Annotated in this window: 17 protein-coding genes; 9 read left to right on the top strand and 8 right to left on the bottom strand. The window is 47.7% G+C overall.

Annotated elements, in window-relative coordinates:
• Positions 1 to 101 precede the first annotated feature (101 nt).
• Entirely contained in the window at positions 102 to 632 is a 531-nt protein-coding gene (locus Pan241w_RS08435) for a cyclic nucleotide-binding domain-containing protein (protein ID WP_145213750.1), read from the top strand.
• A gap of 659 nt (positions 633 to 1,291) precedes the next feature.
• On the opposite strand, the gene Pan241w_RS08430 is transcribed toward Pan241w_RS08435, so the two are convergent.
• The 8 genes from Pan241w_RS08430 to Pan241w_RS08395 all read right to left on the bottom strand — a co-directional run bounded on the left by Pan241w_RS08430 (position 1,292) and on the right by Pan241w_RS08395 (position 12,542).
• Complete coding sequence (locus tag Pan241w_RS08430) at positions 1,292 to 1,603, bottom strand: P-II family nitrogen regulator (RefSeq protein WP_145213748.1); 312 nt, start codon at positions 1,601 to 1,603, stop codon at positions 1,292 to 1,294.
• Positions 1,604 to 1,826: 223 nt separating this feature from the next.
• Positions 1,827 to 3,125, bottom strand: coding sequence for a sodium-dependent bicarbonate transport family permease (locus tag Pan241w_RS08425; protein WP_145213745.1), 1,299 nt, complete (start codon positions 3,123 to 3,125; stop codon positions 1,827 to 1,829).
• Between the two features lie 339 nt (positions 3,126 to 3,464).
• Positions 3,465 to 4,613, bottom strand: coding sequence for a phosphatase PAP2 family protein (locus Pan241w_RS08420; protein WP_198000407.1), 1,149 nt, complete (start codon positions 4,611 to 4,613; stop codon positions 3,465 to 3,467).
• Positions 4,614 to 4,889: 276 nt separating this feature from the next.
• Positions 4,890 to 6,986, bottom strand: a complete 2,097-nt coding sequence (locus Pan241w_RS08415; protein WP_145213739.1) for an LTA synthase family protein — start codon at positions 6,984 to 6,986, stop codon at positions 4,890 to 4,892.
• Between the two features lie 193 nt (positions 6,987 to 7,179).
• Positions 7,180 to 8,334, bottom strand: coding sequence for a M56 family metallopeptidase (locus Pan241w_RS08410; protein WP_145213737.1), 1,155 nt, complete (start codon positions 8,332 to 8,334; stop codon positions 7,180 to 7,182).
• Entirely contained in the window at positions 8,331 to 8,705 is a 375-nt protein-coding gene (locus tag Pan241w_RS08405) for a BlaI/MecI/CopY family transcriptional regulator (RefSeq protein ID WP_145213734.1), read from the bottom strand. Before Pan241w_RS08405 ends, Pan241w_RS08410 begins: the two co-directional genes overlap by 4 nt.
• Positions 8,706 to 8,802: 97 nt before the next feature.
• On the bottom strand, positions 8,803 to 9,693 hold the full coding sequence (locus Pan241w_RS08400; protein WP_145213731.1) for a DUF1559 domain-containing protein: 891 nt from the start codon (positions 9,691 to 9,693) through the stop codon (positions 8,803 to 8,805).
• A gap of 173 nt (positions 9,694 to 9,866) precedes the next feature.
• Positions 9,867 to 12,542, bottom strand: a complete 2,676-nt coding sequence (locus Pan241w_RS08395) for a cation-translocating P-type ATPase (RefSeq protein ID WP_145213726.1) — start codon at positions 12,540 to 12,542, stop codon at positions 9,867 to 9,869.
• A gap of 403 nt (positions 12,543 to 12,945) precedes the next feature.
• Between Pan241w_RS08395 and Pan241w_RS08390 the strand changes: the two genes are divergently transcribed.
• From Pan241w_RS08390 to Pan241w_RS08355, 8 genes are all read left to right on the top strand, one after another.
• Positions 12,946 to 14,313: a DUF1501 domain-containing protein gene (locus Pan241w_RS08390; RefSeq protein WP_145213724.1), complete on the top strand. Its 1,368-nt coding sequence runs from the start codon at positions 12,946 to 12,948 to the stop codon at positions 14,311 to 14,313.
• A 168-nt stretch (positions 14,314 to 14,481) separates the two neighbouring features.
• The gene (locus tag Pan241w_RS08385) at positions 14,482 to 14,754 is read left to right on the top strand and encodes an EsaB/YukD family protein (RefSeq protein ID WP_145213721.1); all 273 of its coding nucleotides are present in this window, start codon (positions 14,482 to 14,484) and stop codon (positions 14,752 to 14,754) included.
• 24 nt (positions 14,755 to 14,778) lie between these two features.
• Positions 14,779 to 15,972, top strand: a complete 1,194-nt coding sequence (locus Pan241w_RS08380; RefSeq protein ID WP_145213720.1) for a HesA/MoeB/ThiF family protein — start codon at positions 14,779 to 14,781, stop codon at positions 15,970 to 15,972.
• Positions 15,972 to 17,147, top strand: coding sequence for a Mov34/MPN/PAD-1 family protein (locus Pan241w_RS08375; RefSeq protein WP_145213718.1), 1,176 nt, complete (start codon positions 15,972 to 15,974; stop codon positions 17,145 to 17,147). Before Pan241w_RS08380 ends, Pan241w_RS08375 begins: the two co-directional genes overlap by 1 nt.
• A 99-nt stretch (positions 17,148 to 17,246) precedes the next feature.
• A complete protein-coding gene (locus Pan241w_RS08370) occupies positions 17,247 to 18,299 on the top strand; it encodes an FHA domain-containing protein (protein WP_198000406.1) in 1,053 nt (350 codons plus the stop codon).
• Between the two features lie 66 nt (positions 18,300 to 18,365).
• Positions 18,366 to 18,914 (top strand): hypothetical protein, encoded by a 549-nt coding sequence (locus Pan241w_RS08365; RefSeq protein WP_145213712.1) that lies wholly within the window; start codon positions 18,366 to 18,368, stop codon positions 18,912 to 18,914.
• A 98-nt stretch (positions 18,915 to 19,012) separates the two neighbouring features.
• A complete protein-coding gene (locus Pan241w_RS30015; RefSeq protein WP_198000405.1) occupies positions 19,013 to 19,717 on the top strand; it encodes an RING finger protein in 705 nt (234 codons plus the stop codon).
• Positions 19,718 to 19,794: 77 nt separating this feature from the next.
• Positions 19,795 to 21,102: a trypsin-like peptidase domain-containing protein gene (locus Pan241w_RS08355; protein ID WP_145213709.1), complete on the top strand. Its 1,308-nt coding sequence runs from the start codon at positions 19,795 to 19,797 to the stop codon at positions 21,100 to 21,102.
• Positions 21,103 to 21,126 lie beyond the last annotated feature (24 nt).

Raw genomic sequence — 21,126 nt, 5'->3', positions numbered from 1 at the left:
CCCAACACTTGTAACATAAGTTCTCTGGTTTGGATTAATGCCAGCTTAGCAAGCGCCTATTAAGAACGATTCTACCATTACTTCTTAGACGGGATTGATCAATGCAGTCGACCGTTTTATCAATTATGTCTCAGAGCGATCTCTTTCGAGGATGTACACCGCAATGTCATCAATTGATTGCAGATCGCCTGCAATTTCACAGCTTTTCACCGGGAGCAACCATCCTTCAAGCCGGTCATTCTGATCGTGCTTTATGGATTGTATTATCGGGACAATGCCGGGTGATTGGTATCACGCAAGGTGCCGGCGAAATAGAACTGGCTCAGCTTGATCCTTCCAGTATTTTTGGTGAATTATCTTTTTTTGCTCCGGCTGCTCATCGCGTCTCCGTTCTTGCGAAAACGGAGGTTCAAGTTGCTCAGTTCCCTCGCGATGATTTCGATCGTCTGGCTCAATCCCATGTGACACTCGCCCATCAACTCACTTGTAATGCAGCAACCATTCTTGCCAGGCGATTACAACGTATGGACGAATTAATCTGCCGTACTGTAGCTGAAGCCAGAATGGCCCATCACAGTGAGTGGCAGGAGTTTTGTCAGCTGATGCATACCACTCCAGACCGGACGCATTAAGATAAACTGGGGCAACATAGTACGTTTTCCGATACAGAATTGCTCACCAATTCGCCTTATTTCATTTAAAGGCTTCGCCACTTCTGTTCTCTCAGAGTGTTTCCTGTCTCGATTGAGTCGCGAAGCGGCTGAGAAGTAGATCACAACCAAACGGGAAATTTCAGGCTCGCTGAACGAGGCCTGGTTGCCTGGTAGTTTTTATTTATTAGTTCCGAATGTGATTCCCAGGACCGCAACCTGACCCAGGTCGGTTTTAACCGCGGCTAACGCCGTGCGGCTGATCCGGTTTTTGGTGATTTCCTAGCCGGAATGACTTATTAGCCGAAGGGCGTTAGCCCCGGTTCATCCTCATTTGTAAGGACAATTCGAATTAAGAAACGCTACCTAGCAGGTTTATACAGTGAAAAAAAGTGCCCGCCGTTTCGCTCAGGCTATTGACCGGGAGTCACGAAGTTGCCAGTCACCCGTCATGCTAGCTACCCGCCAAAGTAAGCACATGAAGGTGACTGGCAAACTACGTTCACAACAATAAATCAATAACTTGAGCCACTCCGCTCAAGTGAATACGGGATACGCGTAACAAACAGCCTCAGGAATCCCGCACGACGGACACTTTTTTGCCTCATTTTGAAACGCATCTCAATTGATTCGAAACCTGATCAAGCGATGAATTTATTTGCATCTCGCACACGAACTGATTCCAGATATGCAGTCACAGCATGAGCTTCATAGCGCGGTTGACGGCAATAATCGACAATCGCATCTGCGATCGGTTCTGTCGTAATGATTTCTATCCGGGTCTGAGAGTGACCGATAAACGGCTCATCATACACCTGATGATGCCCTTGCCCCCAGCAGTTCATGCAAGTAAACCCTTTAATACCCAATTCGCGAAAATGATTTAACATTTCCGCTTCAAAATGGGTCTCCGTAATGACGATGACCTTGGTTAATTCTGTTGTTGCAGACATGAAAGGATATTCCTATGAAAGTTATTTTCTAATGACCAGCAAAATTGAAAACGAATGAGTGGGTTGTCAAAAAGAACGCAATGGAGAGCTATCCCAATCCAACCCACTCATCCACTGGTGAAGTCTTAATGAGTTTATAAAAGCGTAGTGGGTAACACTCATCGATTTGATGAAAATGACTCTGGCTGGTAAAAGGGCGTCATCCAACCAGAGTCTGGCCCGGTTATGTGACAGGAAACGCTGTCATGACTGACTGTGCAATCAACATATAAACGGGAATCCCAATCGTCACATTGTAGGTAAATGTCAGCCCCAGCGAAGCTGCCAGAGGCAGCGTGGGACTGGCTTCGGGAATCGCCAGTCTTTGTACCGCCGGCACCGCGATATAGGAAGCGGCACCACACAGTACGGCAAACAATGCATACGTTCCCAAGTCAAAGGGTTGACCTAACACAATGCTGTAGCCATGAGCGACGAGAATACCCACGAACGCAAACACGTTGGGAGCCAGTACACCGAAGAGAATAAATCTCCAACCAGCTGTTTTCAGATCTTTTAAACGGCGACACGCAGTAATTCCCATTTCCAATAGGAACAGGCATAACATACCATGGAAAATATTCACAAACAGAGTGTCATCCGCTCTGGTCACAGCTTCCCCTTGAAGTCGTCCGAGAAACCCGATAATGATTCCCCCAAACAACAGGTATAACCCCGGGTTCAGAAAGACCTCATGTAGCAGTTCTTTACTGAAAACTGGTTCTTTCTTGGATGCTTCTTCTTCATCTGATTCAATCTCTAAATCATCTGCAACTTCCAGCTCCGCTGCCAGTTGTCGCTTTGTCTCTGTCTGTGGTGGGTCCACAACAGCGGTTGTAGAGCGACCATGTGAGGGATGATCATTATGCTGGCTGAAAGACTCTCCTTGTCCCCCTTCTGAATCTTCAATTTCTGCTCCGCCTGTCGTTTCCAATGCTGGCTGAGTTGCTGGTTGAAAGCCGGGCTCGTAAGGCATATTTCCATGCGGGTCCATGCCTTTTTGTCGTAAGCGAGAAACAAGAAAAAGGGCCACCAGACAGCCAGGAATTTCCATCACAGCCAGCATCACAGGCATATAAGCTGCATAAGCAATATTCGCGGCTGCAATCACTCCCAGACAGGTTACAAAAGTTCCTGCCGAATCTGAGCCGTAGAAACCGGCAACAGTCGCTGCATCGACCTGCCGCAACCGGGTGGTTTTCTGAAGTATAAAATAAGCAAACAAGCCAATACACAAATTCGTGACAAACCCAATCGCCATGAATCCCAAAGCCTGGCCAAATTCTGCCAATGAGAGCGAAGCCAGTTCCTCTCCGCCGTGCCAACCAATGGCCACGAGCAGGTACAGGGTCAACCCCTGGTAGACTGCTTTCGGAAATTCAAACGGGACCTTGAGAATGGGAATCAGGAATCCCATGTAGAAAAACAACAGCAGAGGTTTGAATAGATTATGAGCAAAATTATGTAAAAAATCGGCTAGCATAGCATGGTTTCCTCTGGTAGGTAATCAAGACGGTATCAATACCGACATGGGGAGACATGCGGAAAGGAACTTCCCGCTGAATTGATAAAATGGAACGCACAGAAACACCTCACGCAAGCGGTATGCCATGCCGGATATTTTTCTGATTCTTTTTTTGCCAGGGAGAAATGCGTCCTTAGAAAAAGGGAGCAATCACTTGGGAAAAACGCTTTTCCTATTCGAGACAGATGCTTTGATGAAACCAGCTTAAAGCAGTCTTGCCTCACCCTGCGTGCAATAATCTGCAGATAACACGCAAGATCATGCAGCCCATAGCACTTTCCCTGATGAACACGCTTTCTACCAGCGATATTCAACAGCCATCCCCGTTGCATCGGGATACGCAATCGGAAACACAGACCAGTTCCGCTCTGCATTTTGTGTAGCATCGACAGCGTTCGTAGCGATCCAGGCCATCCACCAACCGAGCAAGACTTGTGATGGATAGTGTCGATTGTCATTGACCCGCGACAACGGTGCCAGAGTCGAACCAGCATAGAACACCAGCTTGAGAAGCGGTTTATCGGTCACTTTGGCTGCTGCTAAAAACGGGATCGCCCCCATAAAACTATGTCCGCTCACACCGTTATTGTCCTGAAATGGTTTCCATTTCGCATTCGAGGTCGTCTCTCCGGGTCGTGAGGCACCGGTGACATACTGCATTGCCAGCATCGGTGGTGTACCTACAATAATGGCCCGAATCGAACGTTCGCCCCATTCCCCTGAGGCATTCACCAGTGGGATCTTCTCAAACATCGCTCCTGCTACCCAGGCAGCTGCGAACAGTGGCAGCGTGTAGCGACCATTCCCCAGTTCTTTTTGCGCATGCAATCCATGCAGCCACTCGTCCGAGCTGGCACTGTGCACACTGGACTGAAAGTGATTCTGGATTCCGCCATCGAGCGAGGTATTCGCCATGATGGCTCCCACACCGAAGCCCCCCGCCAGCCAGGTGAGTGACTCTCTTGAATAATAGTTGGCATGATCTGTCTTTATCTGGCTCCAGAGGGTCAATTGCTCCTCTGGCGGTTCGTCGTCAAACGCACGACTAAAATCTTCCAAAGAGCTATTTGATAAAAAGCCTTCGATCGTGATCAACGCCGTCGGTTCGTTGTTTTGCGAGATTTGATCGTCCCCGATTTGATCTGCCTGATGCAGCGGTGGATAATGAATTCCCTCAGGTGGCATGTGAAGCCAATCCGGGTAGGACGAACTGTTATGCACTGCACCGACAGTTTCAAAATCAGTTTCAGCGCCGATCGGATCACTGACTCGCTGGTAACCTGGTGACTTAATAGAAGCATTGGTTGTATCGCTCTTGACAAATGATTCGGCCCGTATTGTCTTTTTGCTGGTAACACAACCCGACAACAGAACGAGCGCGCCGACACAACAGGTGACCAGAATCTGGTATCCACCTACCCGGCATGCCGCATAACATGTATGCACTGTCTGCGCTCTCTGTGCGATCATTTTTTCAAGTTGGTATCAGGTAAAATATCGAGAAAGGAAAAGCAGAAGAGAATCGAGAAGGGGGACATCGTAGAGATGAGAGCTGTCTCAATCAGCACGCTGAAAACTGACTAACAAGTATGTCGGCTTATGTCGGCTTGTGTCGACAACTGGTTGCTAAGTCAATTTCCAGATTAACGGGAGCACTCGTGATAATCTATCAGCAGGTTGATTCAACTTGATTATTCATAAACTCCAGAATGAACTTCAGCCCTAATTTGTAGAAATTTGACCGTGACTCATTTTTCGTTTCACAGTCTGTGTATCTTTGATTCTTATATTAAAATCGGGAAACCACCGATCTGAATAATAAAGTTCAAACGCAGATTGAAAATAAGAAACCGCACTTTTCATCATGTTCTGATCGGGAACGAGTTGCTGCTCCAACTGGTAACTGGTTTGATCAAGCGTAAAGCATTCCGCTGACTTACCAAACCCAAGTACAACCATCTGATTTTGTGAATCCAGTAGTGCGACATCGTGATTGTGCTGCATGATAGCCCGGCCTTGCTTTTGATTTACTTCCAGAGCATCGTAGCCAAAAAATACAGAACGGTAGTCACCACCAAGCCTGCCCATAATGGTTGTAGGGATATCCAACGAGCAGGCTAATGTACTACAGCGTGTTCCCTGCCCTGTTCCCTGCGGCTGAATCAGCAACACAGGCACTCGATAAGAACTCATTGGAAAAAGCTGACTGCCGGAAACGCGAGCCCCATGGTCGCCCATCACAACGAAGATTGTATTCTGATAAAAATCGTGTGACTGTGCTTCACGAAAGAAATAGCCCAGCGCCCAGTCGGCATATTTGACTGCGTTTGCACGCGTCTGTTCATTCTCTGGAATGCGCCCTTCCGGATACGTATAAGGCCGATGGTTGGAAACAGTCAGAATCGTTGCGAAAAACGGGCGACCCGATGTATGTAAGCGATCAAGTTCACCGAGTGCCTTACGAAACAAGTCTTCATCGCTAACCCCCCAGGCATTCGCAAAAACCGGATCCTGAAAGTCTGACTGCTCAACAAAGTGATTAAACCCGTTCGACTTCATGAATGAGCGTACTCCATCAAACAAGCCTCGTCCCCCGGTCATAAAGAGCCGTTCGTAACCGCGCTGGGCGAGCACACTTGCCAGCGTAAAAACACGATCTGAATGATCTCGCTTGAGTATCGATTCTGTGGGTATCGGCGGCATAGACGTCAGCACCGCCTCTAATGCACGCGCAGTTCGATTTCCCGTGGCATAAAAATTGTCAAACAAGACCCCTTTTCTGGTCAGTGCATCGAAATGAGGAGTGAGCTTGCGGCCGTCTCCCAGCGCTCCGACAAAATCGGAACCCAAGCTCTCTTCCAGAATCAGGACTACATTAAAATCCTGCTGTGGCTTCCCCGTATTCACAATACGATCAACGGGATTATTCGAGTCTGTTTGCAGTTCATCTCGCTCTTCGACAATCTGTTGCCTTAACTGCTGGTTGACTTCAGAGCTTTCCAGGGTGATATAATTTTTATTGAAGTCAAAACGACATGTCCACGCGTAATACACAAAGCTGTATAATCCGTTCCAGGTGCATTCGTTAGCAACACGATCGCGAGTGACCTGACGACTTTCCGCACTGGTTGTTGTCCACAATACCATTATTCCCATCAGACTAGCCAGCAGGAATGTATAGCGCCTCGTCCAGGGCATGGGTGCCGCTATTTTATTGTGGAAATGCTTCCGTAACAGAAACCAGAGAATTCCTCCACAAAGACTGACGACCGCTAGAAGTTCGACCAGGGGATACGACTGCCAGATATTGCAGCAGACCTCAGTTGGATAAACGATATATTCAAACGCGATGTAACTCAGACGCGATTGAAACTCATCAAAGAAAATATATTCGGCAATACACAGGAACGGCAGAAACAGAAATGCAATGATCCATGTTGCATCCAATAACCAGCGGCTCGTTCGCCCTGTAATCCTCTGGTTTGATACCAGGGTGATGTGTAATAATTGTGGTACAACAAAGCACAGCGCAACCAGCACATCAAACTGAAATCCGACGAAGAACAGTCTGAGTCCCTGCCAGAAAGAAAGTTTTACCAGATCAACATAGGTCAGCACCATCACAGTTCGCAGCAGGATCAGATAGGACACCGTGATCGCAAAAATCATGGCAATCACGGTATACCGGCCTGACCATGTAGAGAACGCTGAAAACCAGTTTCGACGATTCAACGCTCTGTTTGGGGAGTTAGATGGTATGGTAAAGTCGGGCTCTGATTGATTGAATTCAGTCCCGGAAGCAGGCAAGTTATTTAACATGTCTCGAAAATCCTTCTTCGAAAACCTTTTCACTGTTCGTTGTAGTTCAAATCAATGCTCATCGGAGTCGAGATAAAGCGTCCTGCCCCAACTCCGATTTTTTTAGTAGTTCTTCATAAAAAAATGCAGTATCCCATCTCTGTTCTGCAACTGCTCGTACTCCTAACTTCTTAGTATTACGAGACAAAAAAAATCACCCACGTTTATCTTGCTGCGATTCCTGATCGTTTTTTTCTGGTTCCTGATGTTCTAACAGTTCATGTAATTCCATTCGGCCGTTATAGGCTTCAAAATCATGTACTGAAAACCCAAAGTCATGCAGCGTGCCTGCAGTCCAGCTCGGCCAGGGAGACCAGTTTGCACGAGGCGAGGCTAGCACATCGACAGGCACCCATACACATCCAATGAAAACAGCTAGAGTGACAAGACAGAAGGATGCCGTGAATCCTGAGACAAATTTTCGACTGCTCGCACCTTGATTTTTCGCGATTTGTGTCAAACGCCGTGCGCGTTTCGCCGTAAGACTCTTTCCCCGGCTAAATGCCAGTGTTGTCGGAGTTTTATCTGTCTGTGATGCGCTGTATTCAATAATCGTTAACAGCGTGCGCAAGTACATGGCGATCTCCGCTGGTGAGTCGATGGCTGCCTCATCACAGGCAAATTCTCGGCTCAAAGCAGACTGCTGCGATGCCCACCAGACCATCGGATGAAACCAGAAGACTGCCTCCACTAAACGCTGAAGAAATAACTGCAGAGGATGCCCCGTTTTGAGATGTTCCAATTCATGCCGAATAATGAAGTTCAGTTGTTGTTGGTCAAACCCAAGCAAATACTCGGGCAATACAATATAAGGATGATGAAATTGTGAGCAGAATGGAGTCATCAGCCTGGTACTCGTCAGCAACCGGATTCTTTGTTTCAACGGAGTGCTTGATGTTCCAGGTATCTGGTTCTGATTCTGATCAGAAATCATTTGATGGGGATCAATCAGCTGACATGTTTTGAGAAATTGATTCACTTGCACAGCACGGATCAAAAACACCAATAGAGAGATAACGGCTCCGGTTGACCAGATCAAAAACATTGCACGTCCCAATTGAAGTTCGAGACTGACCAGTGTCGTTGCGCTCCCTGAATCGATTGCAGACCAGGGTTGGAACAATCGGGGATGTGGAAACAGCAAAGCAACAACTACCAATGTCAATAAGACCACGTAGCAAATCGTCCAAAGCCGGCACTGCACACGTTCACTGCTTACCAGTCGCCCCAGCCAATGGGCCACGATAATCACAATTGCAGCCTGCACAGAGACTGAAACAACCATCTCAAGAAATTGAGTTGAGGTCATACATCTTTCTCCAGAGACTGAATTGCCTGTTTTAATTCTTCGATGTCTGATTGCGACATGGAATCGCTCCCGACCAGACTAAGTACAAGCGACTTTACCGAGCCACCAAACAACCGCTGGGTCAGGTCGTCAGCCATACTGCGACTGACCTTCTCACGTGAGACTGCTGGCTCATAGACAAACGCGCGGCCTTCTTTCTTTTTATGAACAACATTTCGTGTTTCATCGAGTATTTTCAATGTCGTCATCACGGTCGTATAGGCCAACGGACGTTCCAGAGAATCGACAACTTCCTGGACTGTTGCACGGCCTTTTTTCCAGACAATATCCATAACTTCGAGTTCACATTTGGTTAAATGAAGTTTTGTCATCAATCAATTCCTTTCACTCGAATGGATATTCACTCTATTCTTACAGCTCAATAATTGCATCAAAACACTACCAAACAGACCACATTTAATGCCCAACTCAAAGCGAATTTGCCCTGCGAGCCAGTTGCTGGTAGGTCAACGTATCCAGCGATTCGGAGAGAATTCGAACTCTGCCATCTCCCCACAAAAAAAGCGAACCACCGGGATGCCGACTGGAAAATTCACACTCATCGCAGAGTTTACAGTTAGGCGAGGTCATTGCACTGCCCACAATGCGGCATGCGGCATCCTCTCCTGAATAGTCTACCCCCAACCAGGTTGAAGGCACCTGCGCCATTGTTCTTTCACCAACAATGATTGTATTACTTAAACCACGCTCTAACTGGGCAAAACGAATCGGGATTGATTCACGAAAAGTCCCATCTCCCGGAGGTGCTGGTATACCATCGTCTGCCTCGACTGTTCCATAAACACCAACATAACTATCCGTCGGAAGCTCAATGAGCGGGACCATCGTCGCGCTGACTACATTTTCCTCATAAAGCATAAACGTGGGATCAACGATATCTGATGGACACTGAAAGTTTGCAATCGAAACACTTCGAGCAAGCTGATTGGAGGGGTGACCGATCACCAGATTTCGATCGATTTGATCATAAATGGCCCGTTGTTCCAGATAGGGTAACAAGGGAACTGCCCAGCCATAGATGGAATTTTTCGAGTTTTCCCACTGCCAGCCAGCAGGTAAACATCCACTGGTCTCGTGATAAGAGTGTAGCGCCAGGCCGATTTGTTTGAGTTGATTTTTACACTGTAACTGACGTGCTGCTTCACGGGCAGAACCAACGGCGGGAAGAATCAGACTGACTAGAGTGGTGATCACACCAAAGGTTACCAACAGTTCCAGCACTGTAAAACCACGGCGTCGAGAACCATTCCACAGCGGAAGCCGCATATTTCCTCTCTTCTGATTCGATCCATGATTCATGAGATTCGCTTCTTTTTCAGTACCGAGTCCATTGTGAAGCCGGTTTTACTAATCTCTTAGTATTTTGTCAAGCGTATCTTTTCAGCAGCATTACACTGCTTGTCTGCACCGACTGCGCCAGAATTCAGGACTGTAAAACTCCACGAGAAAGGCATCTTGAAGTGCCATGCCATTCAGTTGCTCTTTCTAGAACGTTTGAATATTTTTTCAATTTCCACTGCCAGGAAAACGATAGTTGAGAGCGCCAGCGTGATCGCCAGCTCCCCGACCGTGAGTGGTACGGTCTTAAAAATCGGGTTCAAAAATGGGACATAAATCGTGAGCATTTGAAGTGTGAATGTGAGCAACACGGCTCCGAGAAGTGGCTTATTCGAGAGCGCCCCTTGAGTGAAGAAGGATTCCTCTTCGGATCGAATGGCCAAGACGTGCCCCATCTGACTTAAGCAGAGGACCGTAAAGACCATGGTCTGCCAGTGGGTCTGTTTACCGTCGATGAACCAGGCCTGCGTCATGATGGAGATAGCGCCCATCAGCAGCCCCACCCAGATAATATGCGTTCCCAGACCGCGTGCAAAAATACTCTCTTTTGGATCACGGGGAGGACGCTTCATGATATTTCTCTCCCCCGGCTCGGCCGCCAATGCCAGACCAGGGACACCATCAGTGACCAGATTGATCCATAGAATATGAATGGGAAGCAGAGGAATCGGCAACCCGAGAAGAGGCGCCAGGAAGATCGTCCAAATCTCTCCCAAATTGCTGGTCATGGTGTATTTGATAAACTTGCGAATATTATCAAAAATCCGCCGCCCCTCTTTGACTGTTTTCACGATGGTGGCAAAGTTGTCATCCAGTAGCAGCATGTGAGATGCTTCCTTGGAGACATCGGTGCCAGTGATGCCCATCGCCACTCCAATATCAGCCCGCTTTAAAGCTGGTGCATCATTGACGCCGTCTCCCGTCATCGCCACAAAGTGCCCTTTATCCTGCAGTGCTTTGATGATTTTCAATTTTTGCTTCGGAGCCACTCTTGCGTAGACTCGAATCTTTTCAACTTTATTTTCAAATTCTTCGAGGGGAAGCTGTTCCAGTTCCTGACCAGTCATGACAGACTCCCCTTGCCCACGGAGAATTCCGACTCGCCTGGCGATCACTTCGGCTGTCAACGGGTGGTCCCCTGTGATCATTACCGGATGGATGCCTGCGGAACGACATTGTGCCACCGACTCCGCTGCCTCGGGTCGAGGCGGGTCCAGCATACCGACGATTCCAATCAGGACCAGATCTGTTTCCACCTGCTCTGAGGTCAAAGGATCAGGGAGTGCGTCCCAGACACGCAGCCCCAACCCCAAAGTCCTCAATCCATTACCGGCAATCTGTTCCGATACTTCCAAAACCTTTGCACGGTTGATTTCTGCCTGGCCTTCAGAAGTCAAAATTTTTCCGGAACGTTCTACGATTTCTTCAGCGGCCCCTTTGGTGAAAGAAATGACCTGGCCGTTTTCCCAAGGGTGGAATGTCGTCATCAACTTGCGTTCCGAGTCAAAGGGGATCTCGGCTAAACGAGGATACGTTTCAATCAGCTTCTCGCGCACGAAGCCCTTCTCTTGAGCCAACTCGAATAGCGCAATTTCAGTGGGTTCACCAATGATTTCCCCCGAAGAACCAAGCTGCGCATCATTACAGAGCGCCAATGCGATCAGCAATTTATTGGATTGATTTTTTTCTAATCCAGACTCACCAGAAGATGAGTCTGGTTGAGAAGACTCCAGGTCTTCAGTTGGACAAACATGCTCATCGATGTAGACCTGCTCCACAGTCATCCGATTCAAAGTCAATGTCCCTGTCTTGTCAGAGCAGATATAGGTCACTGATCCGAGTGTCTCCACAGCCGGTAGTTTTCGAATCAGCGCGTGTTGTTTGACCAGTTTCCTGGCTCCGAGTGCCAGTGAAATCGTAATCACTGCAGGTAACGCTTCGGGAATGGCTGCGACCGCCAGAGAAATCGCCGTCAGCAGCATGAGCAAAGGGGGTTCGCCGCGCATCAGGCCGGCTAGAAAAACAATGGCGCAAATCGCCAGCACCGCATACGCCAGCTTTTGACTAAACAGACTCAGTCGCTTCTGAAGTGGTGTCCGCCCTTCTTCCTGATCCTGCAGTAAGACAGCGATCTGCCCAAGTTCCGTCTGCATGCCTGTGCCAACAACCAGACCACGCCCGCGGCCGAAAGTAACCAGCGTCCCTTTATAAGACATATTTTTTCGGTCGCCGAGAGCAAGATCTTCTTTTTTGAGTGACTCAGTCTGCTTCTCGACGGGCAGAGACTCTCCAGTCAAAGCCGCTTCATCGACTTGAAGCTGGACCGCTTCCGTCAATCGAAGATCAGCCGGCACCACATTACCCGCTTCCAGAACGACCAGATCTCCGGGAACCAGCTGCTCTGCGGTGATAGATTCAATTTGCCCATCTCGTATCACGTTCGTCGAAGGGGCTGCCATTTTTTTCAGTGCAGCCATCGCCTTTTCAGCGCGATATTCCTGAACGAACCCGAGGACGGCATTCAACAAAACAATTACCGCAATGGTGATCGTATCAGCCGGTTCGCCAATGACTCCCGCGATGACGGCTGCGGCAATCAACACCAGGATCATGAAATCCTTAAACTGATCCAGAAACATCATCCCTAAGGATTTCCGCTCTTTTTCGATCAGTAGATTCGGCCCGTAGCGTTCCAGGCGTAGCTGCGCCTCCCGGGAATCCAATCCCTGATCGGACGATTCTAATTTCGCCACAACCTCTGACAAATCAAACTGGTGCCAGTTAATTGATTTTGTATCTTCTGCGCTCATCACATACCTCTAGCAAACCGAATGAAGCTTGAGGCGTATTGAGACCAAACAACTCCCCTCGATTGGGATTCCATATATCTGATTTTGATACCCATCACCATCACTGCTCAAAAAGTGGTTCCAGCCTTCGTGCAGCAGAGCGTTCTGTGATTTTATCGAATTCTCCCCGATTCAGCTATGGTCATCCGAATTCCGCGATGAGAGAAGAAGTCAAAATTAAATCCGTAAAACAATTTGAACTGATTACGCAATAGACGTGATGGCACATGTCTTGTTAGAATGAAAACTCAGCAAGTCAGGGACAGTCAGGAAACAATTTTAACGATTCCGGGATCAATCATTGTCAGACGGGATTGACCACAGCTTGTTCTATTGACGCCATTCGAGGAACAGGAGATTCACAATGAATGACCGTGTGCCAGGAAACCGATTCTCGCGTCGTGAATTACTGCGTGTTGGCGGTTTGGGCACGCTGGGCATTTCCTTGCCTCAACTGCTGGCAGCACAAACCTCGGGTGCGGAACAAAGGAATCAGCAAGCTTCAAAAGCAGATGCTTGTATTGTCATTTTTCTGAATGGCGGTCCCAGTCATCTCGACATGTGGGATATGAAGCCGGCGGGACCGATTGAAATTCGTGGTGAGTTCGATCCGATCCCTACGTCTCTCACAGGAGTCAACGTCTGCGAACACCTGCCGCTGCTGGCCAGACAGATGCATCGCGTGACTTTAATTCGATCAATGAATCACAGTGTGAACAACTCACACGCAGCAGCCGTCTATGCTGCACTCACCGGACACGACCGAGGCGAACAGGGAGGCGGTGCCAAACCAGACGACCATCCCTCACCAGGCGCAGTCCTCGCAAAACTGCGTCCTGCTCCCACAGGTGCGCTCCCCTACATCACACTCCCTTACAAAACAAAAGAGGGAGCGGCTGGTCCCCTGCAACCTGGCTTTTTAGCCGGATTTATGGGTGCGGCTTACGATCCGTTTTGGGTCCTCGATGATCCCAACAAACCCGATTTTCACGTCCGTAATCTGTCCTTACCGGACGGTCTGGCGCTGGAGCGTATGAATGCCCGTCGTGGACTGCTTTCATCGCTGGACCGAGGTTTGGGCGGCAAGTCGAACCAGACTCTGGCTTCGATGGACGACTTTCAAAGGCAGGCATTTGAACTGTTGACGTCGAATCAGGCACAACGGGCTTTCAAACTGAACGAAGAACCTGCGAGTGTCCGCGACCGTTATGGCAGAAATATCTATGGACAAAGCGTTCTGCTGGCACGTCGATTGATTGAAGCGAAGACGCGCGTCGTAACGATGTCGTGGGCGCCACACGCCAATGCCACCTGGGACACCCATGGCCAGAATTTCAGAAGCCTGAAAACAACACTATTGCCACAGTTTGATGCCGCCTGTAGCAGTTTAATTGAAGACCTCGCCCAGCGCGGCTTACTGGAACGAACTCTGGTGGCGGTGCTGGGGGACTTTGGTCGGACCCCCAAAATAAATAATAATGCCGGACGCGACCACTGGAACTCATGCTACTCGATTATGCTGGCCGGAGGCGGTATCAAAGCTGGTCTGGTCTACGGTGCCAGTGATCGCTCGGGGGCCACGCCGATCCAGAGCCCGGTTACGCCTGGAGACATCGTAGCGACAATCTATCGATTGCTTGGCATAGACCATCATCACATTCTTTATGACACACTCAACCGCCCACACACGGTTGTTCCTCAGGCGCGCATCATTCAGGATCTGATTGCCTGACCAGAACGAACTCTACTGATTTTCCAAATCGGTCTTCCAAGACGCTCATCATGAATTTTTATGATACCAGAGATGGAGTCCGTTGAATCCTTGACTCTGCGAATCGCACCGGTTCTAATCACTCGTTCACGCAGTTTCTTATCTGGAATGTGGGGAAAATAAGTTCTAATGAGCGATATTAAAATTGAAGTGTGGGACGCCACCGGAAATAAAAGGCAAGTTGTTGAAGTTCCGAGTGATGCCGAAATTGATCGTCTCATCTCTGTTCTGATTGGAAAGATGAATCTTCCGAGTCACAGCCCGGACGGACAGTTGATGAGCTATAAATTTCATCACAAAAGCTCAGGACGCCAACTCTTACACTCTGATACGCTAGAGTCTGCTCAGGTTCAAGATGGCGACATTCTCCGCCTGCAACCCGAAATCACTGCAGGATCTTGAACAAACAGGGTGAAAGTGAATCTTATGAACGATGTTCTGAATTTGACTGATCTCGACCAGCCCGATGATCGGTTTTCGCGATTTAATTTGATCGGTTGGTGGGATCAGGAAAAACTGTCTTCCTCGAATGCTCTGGTCATTGGTGCGGGAGCAATTGGAAATGAGTTGATTAAGAATCTTGCTCTGTTAGGCATCGGCAATCTGATGGTTGCCGATCTGGATAACATTGAGAACTCCAATCTGTCACGATCTATTCTCTATCGTGAAGCCGATTGCGGGCGCAGCAAGGCAGAAGTTGCTGCGGAGCGGGCGCGTTCAATCTACCCGGAAATGAAATCGAACTTCTTTCACGGCAATGTTGTCTATGATTTAGGGTTGGGTGTATATCGATGGGCCGATGTCATCCTCGGCGGACTCGATAATCGAGAAGCACGTGTTTCGATAAATCAATCTGCTTCACGTGTTGGTAAGCCCTGGATTGACGGTGCAATAGAACGGCTTGATGGGGTTGCCAGAGTGTTCAACTCTCAGACGGGTCCATGCTACGAATGTACGATGAACGAAGTCGACTGGAAAATGCTTGAGTCTCGAAGAAGCTGTGCCCTGTTAACGCGTGACGAAATGGAACAGGGAAAAGTCCCGACAACTCCGACAACCTCATCCGTCATTGCAGGGATTCAGGTTCAGGAAGCGGTAAAGATGATTCATGGACTCGAAACGCTTGAAGGACAAGGGTTTGTTTTCGATGGTACGAATCATCAGAGTTACCTTGTGAAATACTCTCGCCTGGAAGATTGTCCAACACATGAAATATTTGAACCAGTCATTGAACTTTCGCAGAACAGTCAGATCCAGGCTGGTACGTTTCTTGAGCTCATCTTATCTGATCTCGGTCCGGAAGCCGTTGTTGAGTTTAATCAGGATTTAATCGAATCATTCACGTGTCATTCCTGTCAGGAAACAGAAATTTACCACTCTTCCCTGGGTCAAGTCACTGAGAGCAATGCCATTTGTCCCGATTGTGGGGAACAACGGACACCTCATTTTTTTCACTCTCTCAATTCTAATTCGAAATTCCTTGATCTGACACTAAATGAACTGGGAGTCCCCTTGTGGGATATTCTTACGGGGCGAGTGGGGATGGAACAAAAATTTTATGAATTATCTGGAGACCGCCAGCAGGTGTTGGGACCTCTAGAAGCAGGGAAAACAAAATAATGGCCGGCCCCGATATACATCAGTTAAAAAATGAGAAGTTCCCGGAAGCAGAATTCCCGATCAAGCCACGCTCTGATTTTCGACTTTTAATCTCCCCGACAGTCCACCAGGGCATCCAGGATCACGCTGCAAACGATACCAGCGTCGAAATTTGTGGTGTTCTTGTCGGAGAATGGCAACAAGATGAGAATGGCCCTTTTGCCAATGTCACTCAATACATTCGTTGTAATCAGGCAGCCAGTAAATTTGCCGAAGTCACATTTACACATGAATCATGGTCTCAGATCAATAGTGAAATGGATTCTAAATATTCGGACTTGAGAATTATTGGCTGGTATCACTCTCATCCTGATTTTGGAATTTTTCTTTCTGATCGTGATGTATTCATACAGGAGAACTTTTTTTCCGGGCCCGGTCAAGTTGCTTATGTCGTCGACCCCGTTCGCAAGCTGGAAGGCGTGTTTGAATGGCGAAACGGAAAACCGGTTCTCATGAGTCATTATTGGGTGGGAGAAAAAGTCTGGAGCCTTGAAGCCAGCCAAACACCTTTAACTCAGACCGGCAGTATCTCGCAATATTCCACGCCGGATCCGCGCGCGGCTGCGACACAGCAGCATGAAGAGCACCCTCTAATGCGAGGATCCATTCAACTTTTGATGGGGCTCTGTCTGTTTCTGATTGGTTACCTGCTCGCCGGAACAAAATCAAGATGGGAGCAGGAAATGATTGTGACCGGTGTTGTCGAACACTATGGCACAAATAAATTGATCAAGCCTGGATTCGAGGATAAACTCAGAGAAGTGAATCAGCGCCTACAGGAAGTCAATCACCTGTTTGGAACTCTTTCAACAACAATGCCAGAGGACGCAACCAAACAGCAGATTGAACTGGAAAACAAGAAGCGAACAGCGATTTCACAAACACTTACCCTTTGTTCGCAAGCGTTGAGCATGATTCAAACACAATATGGTCTGACAGATCAGGAACGCAAGGCACTGACAAAGTATATTCAGCGAAAGCAAAGAGAGCTCCAAAATGGCTCGAAAACAAAATCCAAATCGGCTGATGCTTCACCTGAAAAACAAACCGTAAAGCAAGAGGATTCCGAGAAGAAACCAAATGCCAAAAATAAAGTATCTCAAGAATCTGAGATATTGAAATCAGAGAGCCAATAGGGATACACTATTTTACCGCCATCATATTTATCTGTGATGAAACGATAAATAAACAAAGGGCGAATTCATCAATTTAAGGATCACATGATGTCAGATTCCATGAAGATCACGTCAGATGAGCTCTATGCACCTGATGTTGATGAATATGTCGAACTGCAGTCTTTTCTCCGGAGAGATGCAGGCCCGATCAATGATCGCCCCTGGATCGTTCGTGTCATCTACGCCAACTGGTTCTATATGGCATTTTGCGGTGGTGTGGGTGCATTTCTGGGGTGGCTGATACTGGAACCATTCTTTGATGACAATGAAATCGGCGAGGAATTCAATCTTGCAGCACTGCTTCTGTTTCCCGTAACGGCTGCTTTTATTGGTCTTTTTCTGGGCGCTGCAGAAGGCCTGATTTGTAGAAACAGCCTGCGGGCAGTGAAATCGAGTGTTGTCGGCCTGGGTGTAGGATTTCTCGGGGGGCTCCTTGCATTATTTCCCACGGGAATCGTATTTGGCATCATGTCTGCCATCGCTCTTGGCTTAATGGAAGACCCTCTCCCTGGAGAAATGCCGACGGGCATGGCCCTGCTGGTCTTGATGATGGGACGGGCCGCGGCATGGAGTATCGTTTCGATTCCTGCAGGCATCGGACAGGGAATTGCCTTGAAGGAAAAAAAAGTCATTATCAATGGCCTGGTGGGAGCCGTTTTAGGAGGTCTTATCGGAGGACTTTTGTTTGATCCGATCAGTCTGGTCCTCACCAGTGAAGATGGCCAGGCAACCTACTCCAGAGCAGTTGGACTCACAACCATTGGGATCTTTGTGGGACTGTTTATCGGGCTTGTTGAGGGTTGGACGAAAACAGCCTGGGTCTTGATGCAGAAAGGACCGCTCGCCGGAAAACAATTTATCATTTATAAAGACACAACCGTTTTGGGCAGTTCACCGAAAGCCGACATCTATCTATTCAAAGACGATGCGATTGAACCGCGACATGCGTTAATTATTAATCGAGGGGGGCGTTTTGAAATTGAAGATTGCAGTACCCCTGATGGGACCTATGTCAACGGGATTCCCATCAGCGCCAGCACCTTACATGACAAAGACCAAATTGTACTTGGAAAAACAGTACTGGAGTTTTCTTTGAAAGAGAACGCCAGTTGAGACACCTTTTTTTCCTGATCCCTTTTAATCCATCTCATTCAATCTTAGACCAAGAAAAATTGCACTATGTCTATTCGTGTAACATGTAGTTTTTGTGGAAAGCAAATTAAAGCCAAGGACTCCGCTGCCGGAAAAAAAGCGAAGTGTCCAGATTGCGGCGGAGTCATCAAAATCCCGAATCTTGATGAAGAAGAAATTTATGATGCCGAGTCAACAGGTGAGGATGATCCTTTCGGTTTTGACGATTTCGAACCCAATGAAGGAGAATCCATTCCCTCCGCAAAAAGAAAGGCTTGCCCCAGTTGTGGTGAGGACATCGCCAAGTCAGCATCCAAATGCCGATTTTGTGGTGAAATTTTTGATCCGGCACTGAAAGCGAAAGCCAAAAGAGAGGCTAAAAAAAACCGGAAGAAAGACAATGCGTACGTCGATGAAGATATGACAACAGGCGACTGGGTGGTTGCCGCTCTTTGTTCAGGCATTGGATGTATTGCAGGAATTGTCTGGATGATTCAAGGGAAACCCAAAGGGGGAAAAATGGTTCTGGTATCAATCGGTTTTGCCGTCCTCTGGAATGTCATTTCTGCTGTGATCAGAGCTCTGAATCAGAATTAACCGTTTTTCACAGTACAGTAAATTCATCGAAGTCTTAGAACCCGTTTACCCGACAAAATGACTTCCCTTATTGATGCTTCTTTTAAGAAATTCCTGACGTGGCTGATAATATCGTAACTTGTGAATGTGGCGTGAAGGTTCGACTTCCTGATTCAGAGCGAAACCGTTCATTCCAATGCCCTAAATGCAAGAAGTTGATCGCATTAACGACGGATTTGAAAGTTCTATTCAGTGCTCCTCTGGATGTTGGCCAGACGGCGGTCTGCCCGATCTGTCAAAGCGATATCCAGCCGAATGAAAGTTGTGTTCAATGTCCCGATTGTGATCAAACTCATCATCGTGAATGCTGGAGTGAAATTGGTGGATGCGGAACCTACGGTTGTCAACAGGCGCCAGCTCCCGTCGACTCTGACAAAACTTCGCAAGTAACATTAACCGCATGGGGGGATACCAAGGAGTGTCCCGCCTGCGGAGAAGTAATCAAATCAATCGCCCTGAAATGCAGATACTGTAGTACAACGTTTGATTCCACCGATCCAATGTCTCTCAATGATTTAAAAAATCAATACGATCGAGGAGAACGTGTTGATTCCATGAGGAACAGTGTGATCGGTCTGTTTGTTTTTTCGATGATCGGCATTTTGGCCCCACTCGCACTGCTGATCAGTTTGATTTATGTACTACCGCGAAGGAAGCAACTTTCGCAATCAGGACCGATTATATCTATTCTTGCCTGGGTTTCGGTCGCTTTAAACATTTTTTATACCCTTTTGATGTTTCTGTTCTTTATACTGAGTAATTGAGGATACCTTGATCTCCTTAAATGACAAACAGCAAGATCGGCTTCCGGTTTTGTTATTTTTAACCTGGATGAGTCCCTATGGATCAGAGCAGAAGCAGTTCAAAAGAGAGCCCGTATATCCGCGTTGCAGGAGAGCGAGAAGCGGGAGTTAAATGTGCGCGGTGCAATAAAGAAATCGAACAGGGAGAATTGACCGCCAGTTGTATGCAATGTGGGGGAATTCATCACCAGACATGTTGGACAGAATACCAGCAATGTGGGTCTTATCAATGCTCTCAAGGTACTATGAGCAATGCCTCCACATCGGCACTCGTCATTTCACGAGACGATTTAAACCATGCAGAGCCACTTCCTGTCATTCCAAGTTACACGGACAACGCGCTGACCATTTCTGAAAAACCAAAACAGTTATGGAATAAGCTTGCAATCTGGGCATTCATCATCGCGCTCCTGGGCATCCCGCTATTTGGGATCATCACGGGACTCTTCGCCATGATCCTGGCCTGCATAGCATTAGTTTCTCATCCGACTCACAAGAAAGGATTCGCTTTAGCCGTTGCTGGGTTAATGATCGGCTTTTTCGAAATCATTGGCTGGTCTGCAGGATTGTATTTTTATATGGACACGCCCCGTACCAATTCGATTGCATTCAGTGAGTATGCCTTTGATCCTTCTTCTCTGGACAATTTACCAGCCGACTTGAAGAGAGCGATGAAGTCAAATGTTCTGATTGAAGTCAACAACGGCCTGTTCGGCCGAGGAATGGGGAGTGGAGTCATTTTAACATCAGTCGATGGGAAGTCTTTGATTGTGACAAATCGTCATGTGATTGACCCTGAGTATAATGGCGACTCTCGGAACGTAACTGAGGACTTTGACAAATCAGATCCGGTCACAGTCCAGGCCATTGGTCAAATTCCTGTCCAAGGCCAGATTGAATGGATTGCACCACATGGAATCGATCTGGCCTTGATCTCAGCACCACTTGACAAAGAAGTCGTAAGTGATGCATTCTGGCACAAGGATAAAGCCCCGCTGATTGGTTCAAAAGTCTTTGCCATCGGAAATCCGCATGCCCTTGGCTGGACGCACTCCACTGGCAATCTTTCTCAGTATCGGAAACAGACCAAGGGCGCGTTTACTTATCAGATCATTCAAACAACCACCCCGCTGAATCCCGGAAATTCAGGTGGCGGGTTATATGATGAGAACGGATTTCTCATTGGCATCAACACGATGACGGGAGATAAAAGAGTCGCAGAAGGTCTCGGCTTTGCCATCTCAATAAATACGCTGTTCGACTTGATACCAGGCACTTTTCAAATCCCGGCTCAGCAGGGTAAAATAGAAAGCGATGATGCCAATGTATCCGAAACAAATAACTAATCGTAATAATCAAGGTTCCATTTA

Origin of the sequence: Gimesia alba (assembly GCF_007744675.1) — a bacterium.
GTDB lineage: Bacteria > Planctomycetota > Planctomycetia > Planctomycetales > Planctomycetaceae > Gimesia > Gimesia alba.
The sequence above is the reverse complement of the archived record's forward strand: the minus strand, read 5'-3'. Positions and strand labels throughout refer to the sequence as shown.

Excerpts from the sequence above, each read along its gene's own strand:
- Pan241w_RS08435 (WP_145213750.1), top strand. The coding sequence starts at position 102 with ATGCAGTCGACCGTTTTATCAATTATGTCTCAGAGCGATCTCTTTCGA.
- Pan241w_RS08430 (WP_145213748.1), bottom strand. The coding sequence starts at position 1,603 with ATGTCTGCAACAACAGAATTAACCAAGGTCATCGTCATTACGGAGACC.
- Pan241w_RS08425 (WP_145213745.1), bottom strand. The coding sequence starts at position 3,125 with ATGCTAGCCGATTTTTTACATAATTTTGCTCATAATCTATTCAAACCT.
- Pan241w_RS08415 (WP_145213739.1), bottom strand. The coding sequence starts at position 6,986 with ATGTTAAATAACTTGCCTGCTTCCGGGACTGAATTCAATCAATCAGAG.
- Pan241w_RS08410 (WP_145213737.1), bottom strand. The coding sequence starts at position 8,334 with ATGACCTCAACTCAATTTCTTGAGATGGTTGTTTCAGTCTCTGTGCAG.
- Pan241w_RS08405 (WP_145213734.1), bottom strand. The coding sequence starts at position 8,705 with ATGACAAAACTTCATTTAACCAAATGTGAACTCGAAGTTATGGATATT.
- Pan241w_RS08400 (WP_145213731.1), bottom strand. The coding sequence starts at position 9,693 with ATGAATCATGGATCGAATCAGAAGAGAGGAAATATGCGGCTTCCGCTG.
- Pan241w_RS08395 (WP_145213726.1), bottom strand. The coding sequence starts at position 12,542 with ATGAGCGCAGAAGATACAAAATCAATTAACTGGCACCAGTTTGATTTG.
- Pan241w_RS08390 (WP_145213724.1), top strand. The coding sequence starts at position 12,946 with ATGAATGACCGTGTGCCAGGAAACCGATTCTCGCGTCGTGAATTACTG.
- Pan241w_RS08385 (WP_145213721.1), top strand. The coding sequence starts at position 14,482 with ATGAGCGATATTAAAATTGAAGTGTGGGACGCCACCGGAAATAAAAGG.
- Pan241w_RS08380 (WP_145213720.1), top strand. The coding sequence starts at position 14,779 with ATGAACGATGTTCTGAATTTGACTGATCTCGACCAGCCCGATGATCGG.
- Pan241w_RS08375 (WP_145213718.1), top strand. The coding sequence starts at position 15,972 with ATGGCCGGCCCCGATATACATCAGTTAAAAAATGAGAAGTTCCCGGAA.
- Pan241w_RS08370 (WP_198000406.1), top strand. The coding sequence starts at position 17,247 with ATGAAGATCACGTCAGATGAGCTCTATGCACCTGATGTTGATGAATAT.
- Pan241w_RS08365 (WP_145213712.1), top strand. The coding sequence starts at position 18,366 with ATGTCTATTCGTGTAACATGTAGTTTTTGTGGAAAGCAAATTAAAGCC.
- Pan241w_RS08355 (WP_145213709.1), top strand. The coding sequence starts at position 19,795 with ATGGATCAGAGCAGAAGCAGTTCAAAAGAGAGCCCGTATATCCGCGTT.